The organism is Kangiella spongicola, assembly GCF_003194565.2.
GTDB classification, from domain to species: domain Bacteria; phylum Pseudomonadota; class Gammaproteobacteria; order Enterobacterales; family Kangiellaceae; genus Kangiella; species Kangiella spongicola.
In genome coordinates this window covers 829,141-847,795 of sequence record NZ_QICH01000001.1, presented here as the reverse complement: position 1 = coordinate 847,795, position 18,655 = coordinate 829,141, and the positions used below count along the sequence as shown (strand labels likewise).

18 protein-coding genes and 1 riboswitch are annotated in these 18,655 nt (G+C 44.5%); of the genes, 17 read left to right on the top strand and 1 reads right to left on the bottom strand.

Annotated features, from left to right (window positions below; genetic code table 11):
• Positions 1–155 precede the first annotated feature (155 nt).
• A complete protein-coding gene (locus tag DL796_RS03805; RefSeq protein ID WP_110200133.1) occupies positions 156–1,352 on the bottom strand; it encodes an MFS transporter in 1,197 nt (398 codons plus the stop codon).
• Between the two features lie 268 nt (positions 1,353–1,620).
• On the opposite strand from DL796_RS03805, the gene DL796_RS03800 reads away from it, so the two are divergent.
• From DL796_RS03800 to DL796_RS03720, 17 genes are all read left to right on the top strand, one after another.
• Positions 1,621–3,225: a GMC family oxidoreductase gene (locus DL796_RS03800; protein ID WP_196597948.1), complete on the top strand. Its 1,605-nt coding sequence runs from the start codon at positions 1,621–1,623 to the stop codon at positions 3,223–3,225.
• A 72-nt stretch (positions 3,226–3,297) separates the two neighbouring features.
• Positions 3,298–3,666 carry an MliC family protein gene (locus tag DL796_RS03795; RefSeq protein WP_110200131.1) on the top strand — a complete coding sequence of 123 codons (369 nt, stop codon included), beginning with the start codon at positions 3,298–3,300 and terminating at the stop codon, positions 3,664–3,666.
• 125 nt (positions 3,667–3,791) lie between these two features.
• Entirely contained in the window at positions 3,792–4,832 is a 1,041-nt protein-coding gene (locus DL796_RS03790; RefSeq protein WP_110200129.1) for a cysteine synthase A, read from the top strand.
• 88 nt (positions 4,833–4,920) lie between these two features.
• Positions 4,921–5,268, top strand: coding sequence for a DUF488 domain-containing protein (locus tag DL796_RS03785; RefSeq protein ID WP_196597947.1), 348 nt, complete (start codon positions 4,921–4,923; stop codon positions 5,266–5,268).
• Between the two features lie 359 nt (positions 5,269–5,627).
• Positions 5,628–6,020, top strand: coding sequence for a DUF6632 domain-containing protein (locus tag DL796_RS03780; protein WP_110200125.1), 393 nt, complete (start codon positions 5,628–5,630; stop codon positions 6,018–6,020).
• Between the two features lie 161 nt (positions 6,021–6,181).
• On the top strand, positions 6,182–7,567 hold the full coding sequence (mgtE, locus tag DL796_RS03775; RefSeq protein ID WP_110200123.1) for a magnesium transporter: 1,386 nt from the start codon (positions 6,182–6,184) through the stop codon (positions 7,565–7,567).
• Positions 7,568–7,676: 109 nt separating this feature from the next.
• Positions 7,677–8,777: a hemolysin family protein gene (locus DL796_RS03770; RefSeq protein WP_227592957.1), complete on the top strand. Its 1,101-nt coding sequence runs from the start codon at positions 7,677–7,679 to the stop codon at positions 8,775–8,777.
• A 479-nt stretch (positions 8,778–9,256) separates the two neighbouring features.
• Complete coding sequence (locus DL796_RS03765) at positions 9,257–9,763, top strand: DUF4870 domain-containing protein (protein WP_110200119.1); 507 nt, start codon at positions 9,257–9,259, stop codon at positions 9,761–9,763.
• Positions 9,764–9,858: 95 nt separating this feature from the next.
• On the top strand, positions 9,859–10,449 hold the full coding sequence (locus DL796_RS03760; RefSeq protein ID WP_110200117.1) for a hypothetical protein: 591 nt from the start codon (positions 9,859–9,861) through the stop codon (positions 10,447–10,449).
• A 31-nt stretch (positions 10,450–10,480) separates the two neighbouring features.
• Positions 10,481–10,634: riboswitch (TPP riboswitch) on the top strand.
• Between the two features lie 85 nt (positions 10,635–10,719).
• On the top strand, positions 10,720–12,570 hold the full coding sequence (thiC, locus tag DL796_RS03755; protein ID WP_110200115.1) for a phosphomethylpyrimidine synthase ThiC: 1,851 nt from the start codon (positions 10,720–10,722) through the stop codon (positions 12,568–12,570).
• Between the two features lie 5 nt (positions 12,571–12,575).
• A complete protein-coding gene (locus DL796_RS03750) occupies positions 12,576–13,655 on the top strand; it encodes an FAD-dependent oxidoreductase (protein ID WP_110200113.1) in 1,080 nt (359 codons plus the stop codon).
• Positions 13,645–13,842: a sulfur carrier protein ThiS gene (thiS, locus tag DL796_RS03745; RefSeq protein WP_110200111.1), complete on the top strand. Its 198-nt coding sequence runs from the start codon at positions 13,645–13,647 to the stop codon at positions 13,840–13,842. Before DL796_RS03750 ends, thiS begins: the two co-directional genes overlap by 11 nt.
• A gap of 63 nt (positions 13,843–13,905) precedes the next feature.
• Complete coding sequence (locus DL796_RS03740; protein ID WP_110200109.1) at positions 13,906–14,688, top strand: thiazole synthase; 783 nt, start codon at positions 13,906–13,908, stop codon at positions 14,686–14,688.
• A complete protein-coding gene (thiE, locus tag DL796_RS03735; RefSeq protein WP_110200107.1) occupies positions 14,688–16,205 on the top strand; it encodes a thiamine phosphate synthase in 1,518 nt (505 codons plus the stop codon). Before DL796_RS03740 ends, thiE begins: the two co-directional genes overlap by 1 nt.
• Positions 16,202–16,543, top strand: a complete 342-nt coding sequence (locus DL796_RS03730) for a rhodanese-like domain-containing protein (protein WP_110200105.1) — start codon at positions 16,202–16,204, stop codon at positions 16,541–16,543. The genes thiE and DL796_RS03730 overlap by 4 nt, the downstream gene beginning before the upstream one ends.
• Positions 16,544–16,634: 91 nt before the next feature.
• A complete protein-coding gene (locus DL796_RS03725; protein WP_110200103.1) occupies positions 16,635–17,126 on the top strand; it encodes a PH domain-containing protein in 492 nt (163 codons plus the stop codon).
• Entirely contained in the window at positions 17,104–18,639 is a 1,536-nt protein-coding gene (locus DL796_RS03720; RefSeq protein ID WP_227592956.1) for a PH domain-containing protein, read from the top strand. Before DL796_RS03725 ends, DL796_RS03720 begins: the two co-directional genes overlap by 23 nt.
• Positions 18,640–18,655: the final 16 nt, after the last annotated feature.

The following is an 18,655-nucleotide window of genomic DNA, read 5'->3' as shown; positions in this document are numbered from 1 at the left end:
CTTTCGGAAATTAATGGTGTCAGAGTAAATTAATATTCAGAATCAAAGCCTCAAGTTGTCACTTGGGGCTTTTTTTGTTTTCGCTACAGCCTTGCGGGGGTTAGTAAGCATCTAGTTTTGTTTTAGGGCAAGCACTATGAGTTTTTCGCTAGCTTTTATTCATCCCTCCCCAAAGTCTTTTTAGCGAAAAGTGAAATTAGTATGCCGGGGATCGATAGGGCGATGGCTAGGTAAGCTAAGCTCATTGGTGAGTAACTTGCGAGTAGCACGCCGCCTATTGAAGATGCGATCATAATCGACAGGTTAAAGACGGACGACTGCACCGAGGTGGCGATGTCTTTAGCTTGTTTTACCTGTCGGCTGACTGCTGCCTGAAATAGAGTTACTAATGGGCCAAACGACAATCCCCATATAAAGAAGGCAAAGTGTCCTGCGCCAGGTATCGAGCTGAAAAATCGTAGTATGAGCATGGAAAGCACTAATAATACAAACATGCCGATAGTTAAACTTCTAAGATGATTGTCGGTGAGCTTGACGGCTAGAAGCACTGATATTAAAGAGCCAATACCAAAAAAGAGTAAGGCGCTTTCGATACCGCCTGATAAGTGAACGTTCTCCACCAAACTGGTGATATAAACATAGACCACGTAGTGCGCAACGACGCCAAGCAGGGTCAGTAACATTACAATCAGCACCGCTGGTATTTTTAAGACAGCGAAGGGTGATGTATTCTTGGTGAGCTTTTCTCCCGGCGCCGAAGGCAACACAAAAACGCTGAGAAGCGCGATTAAAGCAATAAAACACCCTAAGGCTACAAACTCAAACCTCCAGCCGAAATCGTTACCAATAGCTGTCATGACTGGCATACCAATACTGATACCTAGAGTGGAGCCGGCCATAATGACCGCTATGGCTTTGCCGTGGTGTTCTTTGCCCACTAAACGCATGCCGTAGGCTGCAATCATCGGCCACATGATGCCGGCACAGATACCGCCTATCACTCTGAGACTTACAATAATGCTGTAATCGTCGACTAAGCCGGAAAGGATGTTCGAAACGGCAAAGCCGCTAAGCAACGCTAGCAGCAAATATTTTCGATTGTATTGCATGGTTAATGCAATTAGCGGAATGGCAAAGATAGCTGAGGCAACGGCGTAGTAGCCGACAAGATTACCAGCTTGAATTTCAGAAATGCTTAAGTCAGCCATTATTGAAGGTAAGACACCGGATGGTAATAATTCTGATAATAAGCCAACAAAGGTTACTGAAGACATCAGGATCATGATTACCCAAGGAAAGGCTTGCTGTGTTTGCTCGGAATTCTTTTGTGTGCTCACGATCTGTTCGCTCATGGTGGTATTGCTCAATTTTTGTAAGGTTTTGCTCTAATCTGAGCATTGAAAGTTGTTCTGTGTGTGAGGGTATCATAAGCCATAAAAATAGTCTGTGTAGTTGGCAAGCGGACCTGTTATTAAGAATTAAACTAATAACCCACTGGCATACGGTGTGATTTCAGAATTTGCGTTGGTGTGAGAATACAAACTTATAGTAAGGTAAGGCAATTATAATGTTACGCGGAGTTAGGCATGGTGAAGAATAGGTTGGAAGGATGCGGATTTTATGATGTATGACTTTATTATTATCGGCGCTGGTTCGGCTGGGTGCGTTCTTGCCAATCGCTTGAGTTCGAATCCGGAACATAAGGTTTGCTTGATTGAAGCGGGTGGCAGCGATCGTAAGTATGTGGTGCGTAAAACCAACCCACTAAATATGCTAGTTCTAATGAATAGCAAACGTTACAACTGGGGCTATCATTGCGAGCCCGAGCCGAATACCGGAAACCGTCGCTTCTTCTGGCCACGAGGTAAAGGTCTAGGCGGCTGTAGCTCGATTAACGCGATGATTTATACGCGAGGTCATCGCTGGGACTTTGATCATTGGGCTGAGCTTGGCAGTGAGGGTTGGGGTTACAAAGACGTTTTACCTTGGTTTAAAAAGTCGGAACGCTGGTCGAGAGGAGCGAACGATTACCATTCTGACAAAGGTACCATGGATGTGGTCGATACTAACTTCCGATTCCCCATTAGCGAGGCTTTTGTTGAAGCGTCTGGCCAAGCTGGTTATAAAATTAACGATGACTTTAATGGTGCCGAGCAAGAAGGCTGTGGTTTTTATCAGGTCACTCAAACACCCTTTGGACAAAGGGCCAATGCGGCTTATGCGTTTTTGGATGAAGCTCTTGAGCGTCCGAATCTGACAGTGATGACTAATACACAAGTAACTAGGATTTTGTTCGAAGATAAAAAAGCTGTAGGTGTGGAAATTAGTCGAGAGGGCAGGCAGGGTAAACGTGAGCAATTAGTCGCCAATAAAGAGGTCATACTGAGTTCGGGAGTTATTAATAGCCCGCAAGTATTAAAGCTTTCTGGTGTTGGACCTGAGGCAGAGTTAAAGGCTCACGATATACCATTGGTGCATGACTTGCCTGGCGTCGGTGAAAACCTACAAGATCATCCAGACCTGATAGTGCGTTATTCGAGTAAAGCCGGTGGCTCTTTAACGCTACTACCTAACTGGGAAAGTATTAAGTTCTTTTGCAAAGTGCTGTTTAAGAAAAACTTCATTTCGACACCCACCGATGTTGGTGGTTTTATAAAATCCAGTCCTGACCAACCGATCCCTGATTTGCAGATCCAGTTTGCTTCAGTGCGCATGGAGCCACATGGGCGAGGATTGTTTACGCCACTTAAGAGCGGCTATGTGATGCACATTTGTCACTTACGCCCCGAAAGTTGCGGTAGCGTTAAGTTAGCCAGCAATGATCCTTTTGATGCGCCTAAGATCGAAGCTAATTATTTTGAAAAAGACAAAGAATTGAACGCTTTAGTCAAAGGCATACGACTGTGCCGCGACATTGCCAGTCAGCCTGCGTTGGCCGCTTTTAATGATGAAGAAGAGCGCCCCGGTAAAGAGATACAAAGCGATGAGCAGTTAAAAGAATGGATCAAACAACACGTTGAATCGGTTTACCACACCGCCGGCGGTTGCAAGATGGGGCGTGATGACATGGCAGTGGTGGACTCGGATCTGAAAGTTCACGGTTTAACTGGCTTAAGAGTGATTGATGCGTCGATTATGCCGAGGATTACCGGCAGTAATATTCATGCGCCTACTGTGATGATCGCCGAAAAAGGAGCCGACAAAATCTTGAAAGATTGGGCTTAAAGCCATAGGGTGTTGTTATGGATGACCGCACCAATAGGGTGCTGGTTGGCGAAAACGAATTAGGAGAACCTCATGAAAAAGTTAATTTCAATCGCCATGGCAAGTGTGTTTGTATTGGCTGCCTGTAACGACAACTCTGAGAGTTCGAAAAAAGAGTCGGACGCTGCAACACAGCAAATGGCAACGCAGGTGACGCAATATGAATGCGACAGTGGCGAGGCAATTAATGTGAGCTATACATCAACTGAAACGGCAAAGGTAAACTATCAAGGTCAGGATTACGCCATGAAGATTGCAGTCTCTGGAAGTGGTACGCGTTACGTTGGTGAACGATATGAGTGGTGGGTCAAAGGCGTTGGTGCAGGAACTGTGGGTACTTTATTTGAGCATAATAGTGATGGAACGACCGGCGATACGTTAGAAAGCTGTGTTGAGAAATAAAGCTCTGTCTAGTGACAAATCTAGTTCTACTATATCCTAACCCTTGTTTTATAAGGGTTAGGACCAATCTATGAGATAATGATTAACAGGCAAGAACAACTGTAACTTAGGATTGGGAATTCAAAATGTCTAAGATTAAAAGTAATGTCACCGAACTCATTGGAAATACCGACTTAGTAAAGCTTGAGTCAGTGTCTAAATTAACGGGTAGTAATATTTACGTTAAGTGTGAGTTCCAAAACCCTGGCGGTTCGGTTAAAGATCGAGCTGCGTTACAGATTGTCTTAGACGCCATAGAGCGCGGCGATCTAAAGCCTGGCATGACTATTGTTGAAGGAACCGCAGGAAATACAGGGATTGGTTTGGCGTTAGTGGCCAAGGCGCTTGGTTTTAAAATGCTTACTGTGATGCCGAAAGGGCAAACCCCAGAAAAAGAACGCATGATTTCGCTGCACGGTGCCGAATTGAAATTGGTCGATCCGTGTCCTTTCGCTAATGAAAACCACTTTTACCATACCGCTCGTCGTATCGCCGAAGAAAATACCGATTATTGGTGGGCGAATCAGTTTGAAAACCTGAGCAATTACAAAGCACACTTCGAGCAAACTGGCCCAGAGGTTTGGCAACAAACGGCAGGAAAAGTAGATGCACTGGTATCCGTTTGTGGCACGGGCGGTACCATCGCCGGCAACTCAGACTATCTTAAGCAGCAAAACAAAGATATCGATGTTTGGTTGGTCGACCCGGAAGGTTCGGGAATCGTGAATTATTTGAAAAATGGCGAGTATAAAGCTGAAGGCGGTTCTTTTACCGAGGGTATAGGCATTATGCGCTTAGTGGAAAATTTTAAGAAAGCCAAAATTGATCATGCGGTGACGCTACCTGATCAAGATTTAGTGACGATTTCACGCTATGTGCGTGATCAAGATGGCTTAGTGCTAGGCAGTAGTTCAGCGCTAAACGTTGCCGGAGCGGTGATGGCGGCGGTTCAAGGCCCAAAAGGAAGAAATATCGTGACCTTTGCGTGTGATTTGGGAGAACGTTCGTTTTCAAAACTGTACAACCAAGAGTTCTTGCAAGAAAAAGGCGTCAGTGAAGATTTTGAAACGGCGCAAGAGTTAGCGCAAAGATACGCTGAAATGTCGGATAAGGTCGTTAAAGTTTAGATGCTGCCCGAAGTCTTTGCCAGCAATAATAAAGTCTAAAAAAGACTTTTTAGTTCATAAATCGATTCGACTAAAACGGAGTTAAGTGATGGAAATTAAAGTCCATAGAATTTATGAGAAAGAACAGCCTAAAGGCTTTCGTGTTTTAGTCGATCGACTGTGGCCTCGCGGAATTTCGAAAGAGGATGCTGACTTAGACGATCATTGGAAAGAGATAGCCCCGAGCGATGAGTTAAGAAAGTGGTTTGATCATGATTCTGATAAATGGGCTGATTTTCGGAAAAAGTATTTAAAAGAACTTAGTGCAAATAAAGAAATCATTAAAGAGCGTTTGCAAGAAGTTGATAGGAATACGCTGGTCTTACTCTATGCAGCAAAAGATACGGACCATAACAATGCTGTGGTTCTGAAAGAGTATATAAACCGATTAGGCTAAACCGCGCAGAAACAGCTGGTTTTTGTTACGAAAATGCAGTTAAATTGCGCTAAATGCATAAAAATACCGTTAAAACGGTATAAACGTGCATAAAAAGCAACAATAATAAGCATTTGTCCTTTAAATAAAATGAATCATCCCCACTATAGGGGTAATCTAATCTTTTAAATGCCCCTTTGCGAAAAAGAGGGAAGTCGGTGTGCCCGAATTTTAAACTGTATTTTGAAAGTATAATGGCATAAAGGGAAAAGATAGAGAGTAAAGATCCTTAATCTAAACCATCAGTTTAGGGTTAAGGCTGAAGGTAATGAGTGATGCATTTTCACCTCAGGAAATAGTTAGTAAAGTGAGGATATGTCATGAATAGAGAGAAGAAGCTCAAATATTTACGAGTTGCACTTTGTGTTTTTGGTGTAGTTTTCATGGCGGGTATACCAGCGATGATGCAGATCTGGCCTTCTGGCTGGGGACTATCGCCAGCTCAACCAGAGTATGAACAAGTCTTAATGGCAATGTACATCACCTTAGGTGCATTTTTATTGTACGCAGCAAAGAACCCAATGAATCATAAGAGCTTAATTTGGTTTACCGTTGTTTCCAGTTTAGTTCACGGTGGAGTCACGCTGGTTCAGGCCATTATCGATGAAGCTGAACACGCCAACATTTTTGGCGATATTCCAGCGTTTTTTGTGGTGGCTTTCGTGTTATGGACGCTAATGCCTAAAAACTTAGGGCCGAAAAAAAGTCATTAAGAAAGCCAAGTTTGCAAAGCAGAAATTCTAAATGTTTAATGAAGGAGAGTGATTTCACTCTCCTTTTTTTATGCCTATTCTTCAGCTAGCAATATCCGCCGAATGATTTAAACTGTTAAAAACCACTATCCCATCTCTGCTAAGCGATTAAGGTTATAACAATGTTAAATCTTGAGCCTAAAACGGATATTCAAAAACTGATTAGCAAAAATCAGTTTGAGTTGCTTAACCAAGAGCTGGAAAGAGTGGAGCCGACTGAGGCTGCTGCTATGGTGGTAGAACTGTCGGACAGTGAACAACAAGTCGTATTCAAAGCAATTTCTAGCGATATAATTTCTAAAACATTTAAGCACTTCCCTCATCAAACCCAACTCGACCTGATCCACAGTTTGGAAGTTGATAAAGAGAAGATGGCTGAGGTTCTGAATAAACTAACGCCAGATGATCGTACTGCTTTTTTTATTGAGCTACCAGAAGAAACACGTGAAGACTATTTATCATTATTAGCACCCAAAGAACTAGAAAATGCCAAGCAGTTACTAAGTTATCCTGAAGATAGTGTCGGGCGATTGGCCACCACGGATTATGTGGCGATTCGCAAGAGCTGGACGGTGGAGCAAGCACTTCGTCACATCCGTCGCTTTGGACGCGATAGTGAAACGATTAATGTCATCTATATTGTTGATGAAAACTGGAAATTGCTAGACGACATTCGTTTAAGAGAGTTGTTGCTGGCAGAGCCAGAGGGGAGTATTGAATCATTGATGGACCATCGTTTTGTCGCGTTGGACGCCAGCGAAGACCAAGAAAATTCAATACGGATTTTCCGTGAATATGACCGCGCTGCGCTCCCTGTAATCGAAACGGATGGCACCCTAATTGGTATCATCACCAGTGACGATATTCTCGACGTGGTTGAAGAAGAAGCTACCGAGGATATTCAAAAGCTTGGTGGTGTGGAAGCGTTAGACGACTCTTATATTGAAACTCCTTTATCAACCTTAATTAAAAAACGCTCGCGCTGGTTAGCGGTGTTATTTATTGGTGAAATGTTTACCGCTACCGCCATGGGCTATTTCGAATCAGAAATTGCTAAGGCTGTGGTGCTAGCGTTATTTGTACCGCTTGTAATTTCTTCGGGCGGTAACTCAGGAAGTCAGGCCGCGACCTTGATAATCCGTTCTTTAGCGGTCAACGAAATCACTCTAAAAGACTGGTGGCGGGTGATGCGCCGTGAGATGATCTCAGGACTAGTACTAGGTGGAATACTTGGTCTCATGGGGTTTTTACGCGTGGTAGTTTGGGCATCAGCTTTTGGCTTATACGGCGAACACTGGATGTTGCTTGGAGTCACTGTTGGCATAGCTTTAGTCGGTGTTGTGCTTTGGGGCACCATAGCTGGTTCTATGCTACCTTTTGTTATGAAACGATTAGGCGCCGATCCCGCCGTTTCTTCAGCGCCCTTTGTCGCCACTTTGGTCGACGTTACTGGCTTAGTGATTTATTTTAGTGTTGCTTCGGTGGTGTTAGCGGGAACTATGTTATAACTACGGTTCATGAATCAGGGTGCGCTTAACGCTACCTAATAGATGCGATTATGGCTCTGTGGTAACGTTAGAGTCATAGTGTCGGTTTTAATCCATTGCGAGGAAACTTGTGGAACAGTGGGATCTCATACTGCTATTCGTTTATGTCTTCATAGCATTATTCTTTTCATTTTTGTGCTCGATCGCCGAGGCGGTGTTATTAAGCATCACGCCATCCTATATTGAACGCTTGCAAGGCACCCGTCCAAAAAGTGCCAAGTTGCTGAACAATTTGCGGTTGAAAAATATCGATCGCTCACTCGCTGCAATTTTGACCTTGAACACTATTGCCCATACGGTCGGCGCTATTGTTGCTGGGGCGAAAGCTGCTGTGGTGTTTGGCGAAACATGGATTGGGATCTTTTCCGCAATCATGACGCTAGCCATACTCTTTTTCTCAGAAATCATTCCTAAAACCATCGGAGCCGTTTATTGGGAAAAACTTGCGGTGGTGACGGCTGTGTTTGTTATGTGGTTGACCAAAATATTGTATCCTTTGATTTGGGTCTCGGAGAGACTAACGAAATTTATCTCGAAGGGTAAACAACAGCACATTTTTAGCCGCGAAGAGTTCTTGGCAATGGCGGGGCTGGGTAAAAAGACTGGCGACATCGATGAACATGAGTCCCGAATTATCGATAATTTGTTTCGTCTTGGCTCTTTAAAAGCTAAAGACATTATGACGCCGCGGCGCGTGATTCATTACTTACAAGAAACCGATAGGATCAATGATGTTTTTGATCATGTGGTAAAAACCAAGTTTTCAAGAATCCCAATTTACAGCCAAGATATCGATGATATAACTGCTTTTGTACTGAAGGATGACGTTTTGATGGCACAAGCACAAGGCCAAGAAGATTGGCAGCTGAAACAAATTCAACGTGAAATGGTTTGTGTGCTGGATGAAATGAAATTGCCAAATTTACTAGAAACCTTGCTTGATCAGCGTCAGCACATTGCTTTAGTGGTGGATGAATATGGCGATACGCGCGGCTTAGTGACGCTAGAGGATTTGGTGGAAACGTTGCTCGGGTTAGAAATCATGGATGAGGTGGATGAAGTTAGAGATATGCAAAAATTAGCTCGTGAGCAGTGGCTACACAGAGCTAAGAAGCGCGGCTTGTTGGTTGATGAACTCGAAGAAAAGGTCGATCCCGAGCAAGAGCAATAAATTTTATTAAAAATCTCATGCCAGAGTGTTACGAATTGGTAACACTCTAGGCCATTTTCGCGGCTAAAAGCGCAAACTAGGACCTGCTAATATCCTTAGAATATAAAAACATTTAGCGTTTAACCTATTGTTTTTAATATGTTTTTTTGTGCGCCAGACTAAGAGTAAAGTATAAAGTCAATAAAATCAGCAGCTTAGCTCATTTCTATAGTGGCTCTTCAGTTAAAAACTTTTTTCTTATTTAAAATCAATAGCTTACCAATTCTTTGATTAACTGCTAGAGAATTCGTAGCGAATAGCTTTGCAAAAGTTAACCGAAAAAATAATGAAAATTCAATAAGTTATAAGCTCGTTTCGTACAAAAGGAGCTCTTGAAATGGAAGCAGTGAATCATCGTCAAAAAGGATTTCTTTTGGTAACACTTTGAAATATCGAATATTGCTAATCTGTTTATGTCGATTGATTGAGGAGATTTAGTAATGACTAACGAACATGACAAAAACAATGGTAACGACGCTAACCATGAACCAGAAGCGTCACAGAACAGTGAGCAGAACTCGGGTGAGCAAGAAAATGCTCAGCGAGTTCATGACGAGAATGTGGTTGATGGTGAAGCTGAAGTATTAAGCAGTAAGGTGGCCAGTCCTGAAGAAAAAAACTGGGCAATGATCAGTCATATTGCTTCTTTTGCTGCCTTAATACCTTTGATCCCGTTGATTGGTATGGTGTTAGGCCCACTTTTCGTATGGTTGTTTAAGAAAGAAGAGATGCCACTGGTAGCGCAAAACGGTGTCGAAGCTTTGAACTTTAATATCACCATGTTCATCGCTTACTGTGTGGCATTCGTGCTGTGCTTCATCCTAATAGGAATACCAATTCTATTTGGCTTAATCATCTTCCACTTTATCGTGACCATATTGGCGGCGATAAAGGCAAGCGAAGGCGGAGTGTACGAATACCCGTTCTCGATGAAGCTGGTTAAATAATTGTTTCAACAGCAAAACAAAGGCGGCTTAGGTCGCCTTTTTGCTATGATGAGCAGGCGATTTAGAGGTTTTACTTTAATTAAAGGTAAGTGAATTTGAAAAAATGGTTGCTAGTTGGTGCGGTCGGTATTGTCTTGTATGTCCTCTTTTCGAGCAAGCAAGTAGAGCTTGGTGCCGGCGTTTATGCACCAGAAGAACCTAGGCAAGAGCTCATCAATGCGGCAACACCGTTTCAACATCGCGGCTTCAAAGTAAAGCCACTGGCCGAATTTGATATCACAGCAAAAGTCATTCGGCGTGAAAACTACAAATACGATCAAGGTGCAGCGATTTCGCCGATGGACTTGGCGTTAGGTTGGGGGCGTATGTCTGATGAAGCGGTTCTGGAGCAAATTAACTTCAGTCAGTCGGGGCGTTGGTATCGATATCGTTATCAGTCTGCGCCTATCCCACAAAAAGAAATAGAAACACACAGCGCCAATATGCACATGATTCCAGCCGAATCATGGATTCAGGATGATTTAGAGGATATAAGCGCCGGACAAGTTGTGCGAATTAGAGGTAAATTAGTCGAAGTCTCGAAAGACGATGGTTGGAAGTGGCGCAGTTCTTTGCGGCGCGATGACACAGGAAATGGGGCCTGTGAACTGGTTTATGTGGAAAGTGTGGAAATCATACTAGATTAATGGAATTCGCTAACTATTAATCCTATAATGGCCTCACCTCTCGGGGTGCCGAAGCGATTTTATATATTTTACAGTTAGTAGCGCTAGGCTGAGACTTAATATAAGTCATTGATTAATGACGAAATTAAGAACCCGTATTACCTGATCCGATTAGTATCGGCGTAGGGAAGAGTTGATTCAAGGTTTAACGCTGCTCTGCATAAATCCCTTGTCCTATCATCTTTATTGCGCCGGTCTTAATGTTTGGAACACCAGTCTTTGGAGACCGACATGGCGAAAAATGATCCTATTGAATTAAATCAACACACGATTACTCGTGATCCTTTACCTGCATCAAAGAAAATCTATGTTGAGGGTGAGATCCACAAAGATATTCGCGTGCCTATGCGCGAAATCCAGCTGACCAACAAAGAAAAAGTAACGGTTTACGATACTTCAGGGCCTTACACAGATCCAACTGCAGAAGTAAATGTGCGTAAAGGTTTAGAGCAAACTCGCCGTGCTTGGGTTATCGGCCGTGGCGACGTAGAGGAGTATGAAGGTCGTGAGGTAAAGCCTATCGACAACGGCTATACCGACGATGAAAAAGCCTTTGCTACTCACAACCCAGACTTACAGCGTAAGCCGTTGCGTGCGAAAAAAGGGCATAACGTGACTCAGCTTCACTATGCTCGAAAAGGTATTATCACGCCTGAGATGGAATATATTGCCATCCGTGAAAATCAGCGTCGCCAAGAATGGTTAGAAGCTGAAACCTCAGAAGAGCGTGAAAAGCGTCTAAAAGGTAACTCTTTTGGTGCCGCTACGCCAGATCTAATTACACCAGAATTTGTGCGTGATGAAGTCGCCAAAGGGCGTGCCATTATTCCAGCAAACATTAACCACACAGAATTAGAGCCGATGATTATTGGCCGTAATTTCTTAGTTAAAATTAACGCAAACATTGGCAACTCGGCGGTAACTTCGAGTATCGAAGAAGAAGTTGAGAAGCTGGTTTGGGGCATTCGATGGGGCGGCGATACAGTGATGGATTTATCTACCGGTAAAAACATTCATGCAACCCGCGACTATATTTTACGTAACTCACCAGTGCCTATCGGTACCGTACCGATTTACCAAGCGCTAGAGAAAGTGAATGGCGTAGCCGAAGATTTAACGTGGGAAGTGTTTCGCGATACCTTAATCGAACAGGCGGAGCAAGGTGTGGACTATTTCACGATACACGCTGGTGTCTTGCTGCGTTATGTGCCGCTAACGGCAAACCGTGTGACTGGTATTGTTTCGCGTGGTGGCTCTATCATGGCGAAATGGTGTATTGCGCATCACAAAGAAAACTTCTTATACACACACTTCGAAGAAATCTGTGAGATCATGAAAACCTATGACGTTAGCTTCTCGCTAGGCGATGGCTTACGTCCAGGTTCACTGGCAGACGCTAACGATGAAGCGCAATTCGGCGAGCTAGAAACGCTTGGTGAGTTGACTAAGATTGCCTGGAAGCACGACGTTCAGGTTATGATCGAAGGTCCTGGTCACGTGCCGATGCACATGATTAAAGAAAACATGGATAAGCAGCTAGAAGTCTGTGACGAAGCGCCTTTCTATACTTTAGGGCCTTTAACCACCGATATTGCGCCAGGCTATGACCACATTACTTCAGGCATTGGTGCGGCCATGATTGGTTGGTACGGTTGTGCTATGTTGTGTTACGTGACACCAAAAGAGCACTTAGGCTTACCAAACCGTGATGACGTTAAGACCGGTATCATTACTTATAAACTAGCAGCCCATGCGGCGGACGTGGCGAAAGGTCACCCTGGTGCGCGTTACCGTGATGATGAATTATCAAAAGCACGCTTCGAATTCCGCTGGGAAGATCAGTTTAACTTAGGCCTTGATCCTGATACGGCGCGTGAATTCCACGATGAAACTCTACCAAAAGACTCTGCAAAAGTTGCTCACTTCTGCTCTATGTGTGGCCCTAAATTCTGTTCAATGCGTATTAGTCAGGATGTTCGTGACTATGCTGCGGAAAAAGAAAAGATTGAAAAGGGTATGCAGGAAAAGTCGGAAGAGTTTAAGAAGCAGGGCGGCGAAATTTACGTTGAGCTAACGGACTAACCTTGATGGCAGTCGCTATTGTCGGTGCCGGAATCGCTGGACGCTTATTAGCATGGCGTCTAGCGAAGCTAGGTTATCACGTAGAGTTGTTCGATAAGAATAAACGCGACGCTGAGTCCGCTTGCTCTTTTGCCGCGGCTGGGATTTTGTCGCCCCTAGCTGAGCTAGAAATGGCTGAGCCGGATATTTATCAATATGGCAGCCGCTCCATGGAGCTTTATCAAGAGTGGCTTCCACAATTAACTCAAGACGTTTTTTTTAAAGTGACCGGCTCGCTGGTCACTGCTCATGGCAGCGATAAAATTGAGCTTGATCATTTTTATCGGCTAGTACAGCGCAAAACTCGTGAGTTAAAAGTCTTTGAAGCCGAAGCAAAAAGCGAAGCTATTGAGAAAGTATCGGTTGAAACCCTCGAGCCTGAGATGGCTCACTTAGGGCAAGGGCTTTATATCCCAAGCGAAGGACAAATCGATCCTATCGAACTGTTAAAAGCCTTGGCCTTTGAGATTGACAATAGCGCTAACGTTAACTGGCATAGTCAGTTAAAGGTGAGTAATGTAAGTGCTCACAAACTCAAGTGTGGCAACGAAAGTTTAACTTTTGACTGGGTGTTCGATTGTCGTGGCTTAGGCGCGAAAAGTGACTTACCACTTCGGGCTGTGCGTGGTGAACTCTTGTGGCTTCAAAGTAAAGACGTCAACATCAAACACCTGACGCGACTGATTCATCCGCGTTATCGGATTTATGTCGTGCCCAGACCGAATGATATATACCTTGTCGGCGCAACAGAGATCCAAAGTGAAGACTTTAGCCCTGTGTCTGTCCGCTCTAGCTTAGAATTGCTGTCAGCGGCTTATAGCGTGCACCGTGGTTTTGGCGAGGCGAGGATTGTGAAAAGTGTCGTCAACTGCCGCCCGGCACTACCTGATAACTTGCCGTTAATAGAGACCACGCCTGGGCTAACGCGAGTTAATGGTTTGTACCGACACGGAATTCTAATGTCGCCAGCAGTGATAGAACAAACGATACAAGAGTTTAAACACATATCTAATCATGCTTTAGAAAAGGTTCAACATGCAAATTGAAGTGAATAGTGAGTTATTGGATATCGAGCAGAAAATGACGCTTGCGGAATTTCTGAAGTGGCACAAGCAAAGCGGCAATTTTGCAGTGGCCGTAAATATGGAGTTTGTGCCACGCTCTTTGTACGCAGAAACAGTGCTGAAAGAAAACGATAAGCTCGAAATTGTAGAGCCAATGCAGGGCGGTTAAGACTTTGTCTGTACCTTGTAATTAAGCCAACTAAAGAGTCAACAATCACTAAAGAGACATAGAATGTTAAAGATCGGTGGTAAAGAAATTTCAAGTCGACTATTTCTAGGTACGGCTTTATATCCGTCGCCTCAGGTGATGTTAGATTCGATTAGAGAGTCGGGCGCTGAGGTGGTTACTGTTTCAGTACGGCGCGAGGGGCAAGGCGGCGAGAATTTCTGGAAACAAATCAATCAACTCGATTGCCAATGGTTACCCAATACCGCAGGCTGTCATTCAGCTAAAGAAGCTGTAACTACGGCCGAAATGGCGCGTGAAGTTTTTCAAACTGACTGGATTAAGCTCGAAGTGATTGGCGATGAGTACAATTTGCAGCCGGATCCGTTTCAGTTAGTTGATGCCACCAAAGAGTTGGTTAAAAGAGGCTTTAAAGTATTCCCTTATTGCACCGATGACTTAGTGCTTTGTCAGCGTTTGCTAGACGCGGGCTGCGATATTCTAATGCCTTGGGGCGCACCGATCGGTACTGGTCGTGGTTTAAGCGATCCCTATGCATTGCAAACTTTGCGCCAAAGATTACCCGATGTACCTATGGTTATTGACGCTGGGCTCGGCCTGCCGTCACACGCTGCACAGGCGATGGAGATGGGTTTTGATGCGGTGCTTTTAAACACGGCGGTGGCACAAGCAGAAGCTCCTGTCTTAATGGCGAAAGCTTTCAAGAACAGCGTCGAAGCAGGGCGCCAAGGTTTTGAAGCCGGAGCCATGCCGGTGCGTGATATTGCAAAGCCAAGCACGCCAGTCCTTGGCACGCCTTTTTGGCAGCAAGACAAAGGCGATCATTAATGTCGAACAAAGAGCAGACCATAGATGTAAAACCGATTGTGTGGACTGTGGCGGGATCTGACACCGCAGGCCTCGCGGGGCAAGTAGCCGACATCCGCGCCATGGAAGCTTTAAATACGCATCCTTGTATGATCACTACCGCGGTTACGGCTCAAAACAATCAAGGTGTGGTTGCGCTAAACGCACTAAGTTATGAGCAAATCAACTCTCAGTTTGAAGCGCTAAAAAATCAGTTACAACCCGAAGCCATCAAAGTGGGTTTATTACCAACGGTAGATGCCTTAAATGCCTTGAGTGGATTCTTACAGGATTATCAGGGGCAGTTGGTGCTAGATCCTGTGTTAATGAGTTCTTCAGGAAAGTTATTGGTGGAAGAGGGGGTTATGGAACGCTACCCATCGCTCTTTAGCAAAACAACGTTAATTACTCCGAACATTCCAGAGTTAGCGGCCTTAACTGGCATTAATGTTTGCGATGAAGCTTCTATCAAAGCTGCTGCCGACAAGCTGCTTGAGCAAGGTGTAAATGCTGTGCTGGTTAAAGGTGGTCATCAGGAAACTATAGAGCTTGATGATGTTGGCGAAGGTTTTGTGCATGATTATTTTGTGAGCCAGTCGCAATCCTTTTGGCTACACCAAGAAAAGCAATCGACTGAAAATACTCGCGGTACTGGCTGTGTATTGGCGTCGGCGATTGCCGCAGCATTAGCACAAAAATATTCACTCGAGGATGCGGTAGTTCTTGGCAAAATGCTGTTAAATCAGGCGCTTAGAAACGGCTACAGTTTGACCTCTGAGCAGGGTTTACAAAAAGGACCATTAAAGCCCCTCGCTTGGCCTCAGGAAACTGGGGATGTGCCACTGTTAACGTCCAATATGCAAAATCCCCAGAAATATCAATTTCCAGCTTGTGATGAGGATAAGCCCTTGGGTTTATATCCGGTGGTCGATCGCGCAGAATGGCTAGAGCGATTGTTACCGCTTGGCGTAACCACCATTCAGTTACGGGTGAAGGATTTGGAAGGCGAGGCGCTAGAAGAAGAAATTAGAAAAGCAGTGGCCATTGCTGAAGCCCATAAGGCGCGACTATTTATTAATGACTACTGGCAATTAGCGATTAAATATAATGCCTATGGCGTGCATCTAGGGCAAGAAGATTTAGAAGCGACGGATGTATCCGCTATCGCAGACGCTGGTTTGCGCCTCGGCCTCAGCACCCACTGTTATTATGAAGTTGCCCGCGCGCACACCATTAAGCCGAGCTATCTCGCTTGTGGGCCGGTGTATCATACGGACAGTAAGGATATGCCATGGATACCGCACGGTATCGATAATTTAATGAAGTGGCAGGCATTGCTTCCTGATTACCCCTGGGTGGCGATTGGAGGCATCAACTTGGAGCGCTTCCCACGGGTTGTAAAGACTGGTGTCTCAGGCATTGCGATGATTTCCGCTATCACACAAGCGTGCGATTCCGAAGCAATAACCAAAACAATGTTGGAGTTATTTAAAGCATGAGCCTTTTTACTTTTGAAGAAGCAGAGCAAGTTCAATTTATAGAGCCGAAAGACCTCAAACGTTGGTTAAAGCAAGAGGATGCACCTTTAGTGATTAATGTCACAGGGGAAGATACAGCGTTACAAGAACACGGCGTCGAAGCGAATAACCAAATTTCAGTGGCAATCACAGAGTTTGCCAGTTTGGTGAATGAACTCGATCCCGATGAGCCAGTAGTCATTGTTTGCCAGTTAGGACAAAAGAGCTTTAATGCGGCGCAACGTTTAATTGAATCGGATTATAGTTGTGTTTTTAGTTTGCATGGCGGATTAGAGGCTTGGAAGCGGGAAGCAGTATAGTAACCTTTTGTTTAGATAAGAAATGTAACATCTTGGCGCTGGCCTGAAGTAAAACTCTGCTTATAATAAGAATGACAATAAGGAGAAAAGAATGTCACAACAATCACTTATCGATGCAATACCTGAAGAGGCGAAGCGTCTTCATCCCGACTCCGTAAAGGCTTCAAGAATTAGTCACAGCATTGCTAGCCTAGTGCTGCTAATTGCGGGAACTGTGGTTTCCTTTTTTATCAGCAGCTGGCTGGTTTGCTCAATCGTCGTCGGCGCGGTATTGCTTATTTTTGTGTTGGGGTTTATTTGGGCAAAAAAGTCCTATCGCTATACTTGTTACTGGCTGACCGATGAGGGCTTATATATTCAGAGCGGAGTCTTCTGGCGCCGTAAAACGCTAGTACCACGAAACCGCATACAGCATACCGATGTTGCGCAAGGACCTTTGCAGCGAAAATTTAGTTTAGCAAAGCTCGTGGTTTACACCGCCGGAACACGCGATGCGTCGGTACCGCTTGACGGGTTAAGCTTTGATGTAGCAAACGAACTTCGAGAGCAACTGCGACAAGATGGCGACGACGATGCAGTCTAAAGACGAACGCACACTCCATAAAACATCGCCAATATTTATCCTGCTGGACAATATTAAAAAGATATTATTCCCAGTATTGATTGCTTTAATTGGCCCTGGCGGTAGTTATTGGGAATACATTGCGCTGGCGGTGGCGCTTATCGTCAGTCTCGGCGCCATTGTTCAATATCGGTTTTATCGTTATTGGTTGGAGCCTAACCAGATTCGCGTAAAAGAAGGGATTATCTTTCGCAACGAGCGACAGGTGCCTTATAACCGCATTCAAAATATCAACCTATCACAAAACCCGTTACACAGGATTCTTGGTGTGGTCACGGTACAGCTGGAATCTGCCTCAGGCGGCAAGCCCGAGGCTGTGATTAACGTTGTCGACATGCAAGCGGTAAAAGAATTAAAAGAGTTAATCCATGGCAAGGAAGAGAATCAAGGTTCAGAGCCATCCGATGAAGCTAGCAGTACAGAAAATGATAAAGCCAAGGCTACTACAAAGCCAGCCATCCTGACGCTACCTTTTGCAGAAATCGTGCGCTATGGCGTTATTACCAATAAGGGCTTGGTTATCTTAGCAGTGGCTTTTGGTTTTTTATCACAGCTTACAGATGGCGTAATAAAGAACTTTATTGAAGACAAATTAGTGCTGATTGCTAACTGGATAAGCACGAGTTTTGATAGTGTTGTTGGTGACTTGGGCGCTTTGAGCATTGTTGTATATACTCTGGTGTTGTGTATTTTTGGGATTTTAGGTCTATGGATTCTATCGATAACTTTCGCTTTATTTAAACTGCACGACTTTGAGTTAGTCAAAAATCGAGGCAAATTACAAGCAACCATGGGCTTGATGACGCGGATGCAAGCGACCATTCCGATGAGCCGAATCCAAACGTTAACAGTGCGAAACTCTTTATTTCACCGCTGGTTTAAGCGCTTAACCATGAGCGTTGAAACCGCTGGTGGCGTTAACCACGAGCAGCAGGGGCTGACCATAAAAGAGATCGCGCCTTTGTTTAAAGCCGATCAGCGTGCTGACATTTTGTATCAAATCCAGCCGGATGTGGCTTGGCAAGACATTAAATGGCAGCCGATTGAGTCAGCAGCGGTTAAGCGCATCACAAAAAAGTCAGTTCTCGCGAGTGTCATTGTTTCTATACCGCTGTTTTGGTTGCACTGGGCCTGGGTGCCTTTAGCCGCTGTCGTGTTATCGATTTTAGGCTATTGGTATGCCAAGGTTTATGTGAAAAATACGGCATACTGCCTTAATCATGATGTGATCGGTTTTAAAAGTGGCGTTATTTTCAAGAAAGAGACTTTCGCAAGAATTGGTAAAATTCAAACCGTGCAAGTCAAAGAAAGCCCTTTTGACAGGCGCTACAGCATGGCAAAACTCGAGGTGGATACCGCGGGTGCAACGGTTGGTGCACATCATGTAGAAATCCCTTATATCATGCTAAAAGATGCCCTGGCGATTCAAAGCAAGTTGGTAGAGCGCGTCAGTCATAAGCAATTTGTTTGGTAACGCTTAGAGTTTGTTC

What these genes read in the sequence shown, in the direction of transcription:
- DL796_RS03805 (WP_110200133.1), bottom strand. Translation starts at nt 1,352, where the DNA reads ATGAGCGAACAGATCGTGAGCACACAAAAGAATTCCGAGCAAACACAG.
- DL796_RS03800 (WP_196597948.1), top strand. Translation starts at nt 1,621, where the DNA reads ATGATGTATGACTTTATTATTATCGGCGCTGGTTCGGCTGGGTGCGTT.
- DL796_RS03795 (WP_110200131.1), top strand. Translation starts at nt 3,298, where the DNA reads ATGAAAAAGTTAATTTCAATCGCCATGGCAAGTGTGTTTGTATTGGCT.
- DL796_RS03790 (WP_110200129.1), top strand. Translation starts at nt 3,792, where the DNA reads ATGTCTAAGATTAAAAGTAATGTCACCGAACTCATTGGAAATACCGAC.
- DL796_RS03785 (WP_196597947.1), top strand. Translation starts at nt 4,921, where the DNA reads ATGGAAATTAAAGTCCATAGAATTTATGAGAAAGAACAGCCTAAAGGC.
- DL796_RS03780 (WP_110200125.1), top strand. Translation starts at nt 5,628, where the DNA reads ATGAATAGAGAGAAGAAGCTCAAATATTTACGAGTTGCACTTTGTGTT.
- mgtE (WP_110200123.1), top strand. Translation starts at nt 6,182, where the DNA reads ATGTTAAATCTTGAGCCTAAAACGGATATTCAAAAACTGATTAGCAAA.
- DL796_RS03765 (WP_110200119.1), top strand. Translation starts at nt 9,257, where the DNA reads ATGACTAACGAACATGACAAAAACAATGGTAACGACGCTAACCATGAA.
- thiC (WP_110200115.1), top strand. Translation starts at nt 10,720, where the DNA reads ATGGCGAAAAATGATCCTATTGAATTAAATCAACACACGATTACTCGT.
- DL796_RS03750 (WP_110200113.1), top strand. Translation starts at nt 12,576, where the DNA reads ATGGCAGTCGCTATTGTCGGTGCCGGAATCGCTGGACGCTTATTAGCA.
- thiS (WP_110200111.1), top strand. Translation starts at nt 13,645, where the DNA reads ATGCAAATTGAAGTGAATAGTGAGTTATTGGATATCGAGCAGAAAATG.
- DL796_RS03740 (WP_110200109.1), top strand. Translation starts at nt 13,906, where the DNA reads ATGTTAAAGATCGGTGGTAAAGAAATTTCAAGTCGACTATTTCTAGGT.
- thiE (WP_110200107.1), top strand. Translation starts at nt 14,688, where the DNA reads ATGTCGAACAAAGAGCAGACCATAGATGTAAAACCGATTGTGTGGACT.
- DL796_RS03730 (WP_110200105.1), top strand. Translation starts at nt 16,202, where the DNA reads ATGAGCCTTTTTACTTTTGAAGAAGCAGAGCAAGTTCAATTTATAGAG.
- DL796_RS03725 (WP_110200103.1), top strand. Translation starts at nt 16,635, where the DNA reads ATGTCACAACAATCACTTATCGATGCAATACCTGAAGAGGCGAAGCGT.
- DL796_RS03720 (WP_227592956.1), top strand. Translation starts at nt 17,104, where the DNA reads ATGGCGACGACGATGCAGTCTAAAGACGAACGCACACTCCATAAAACA.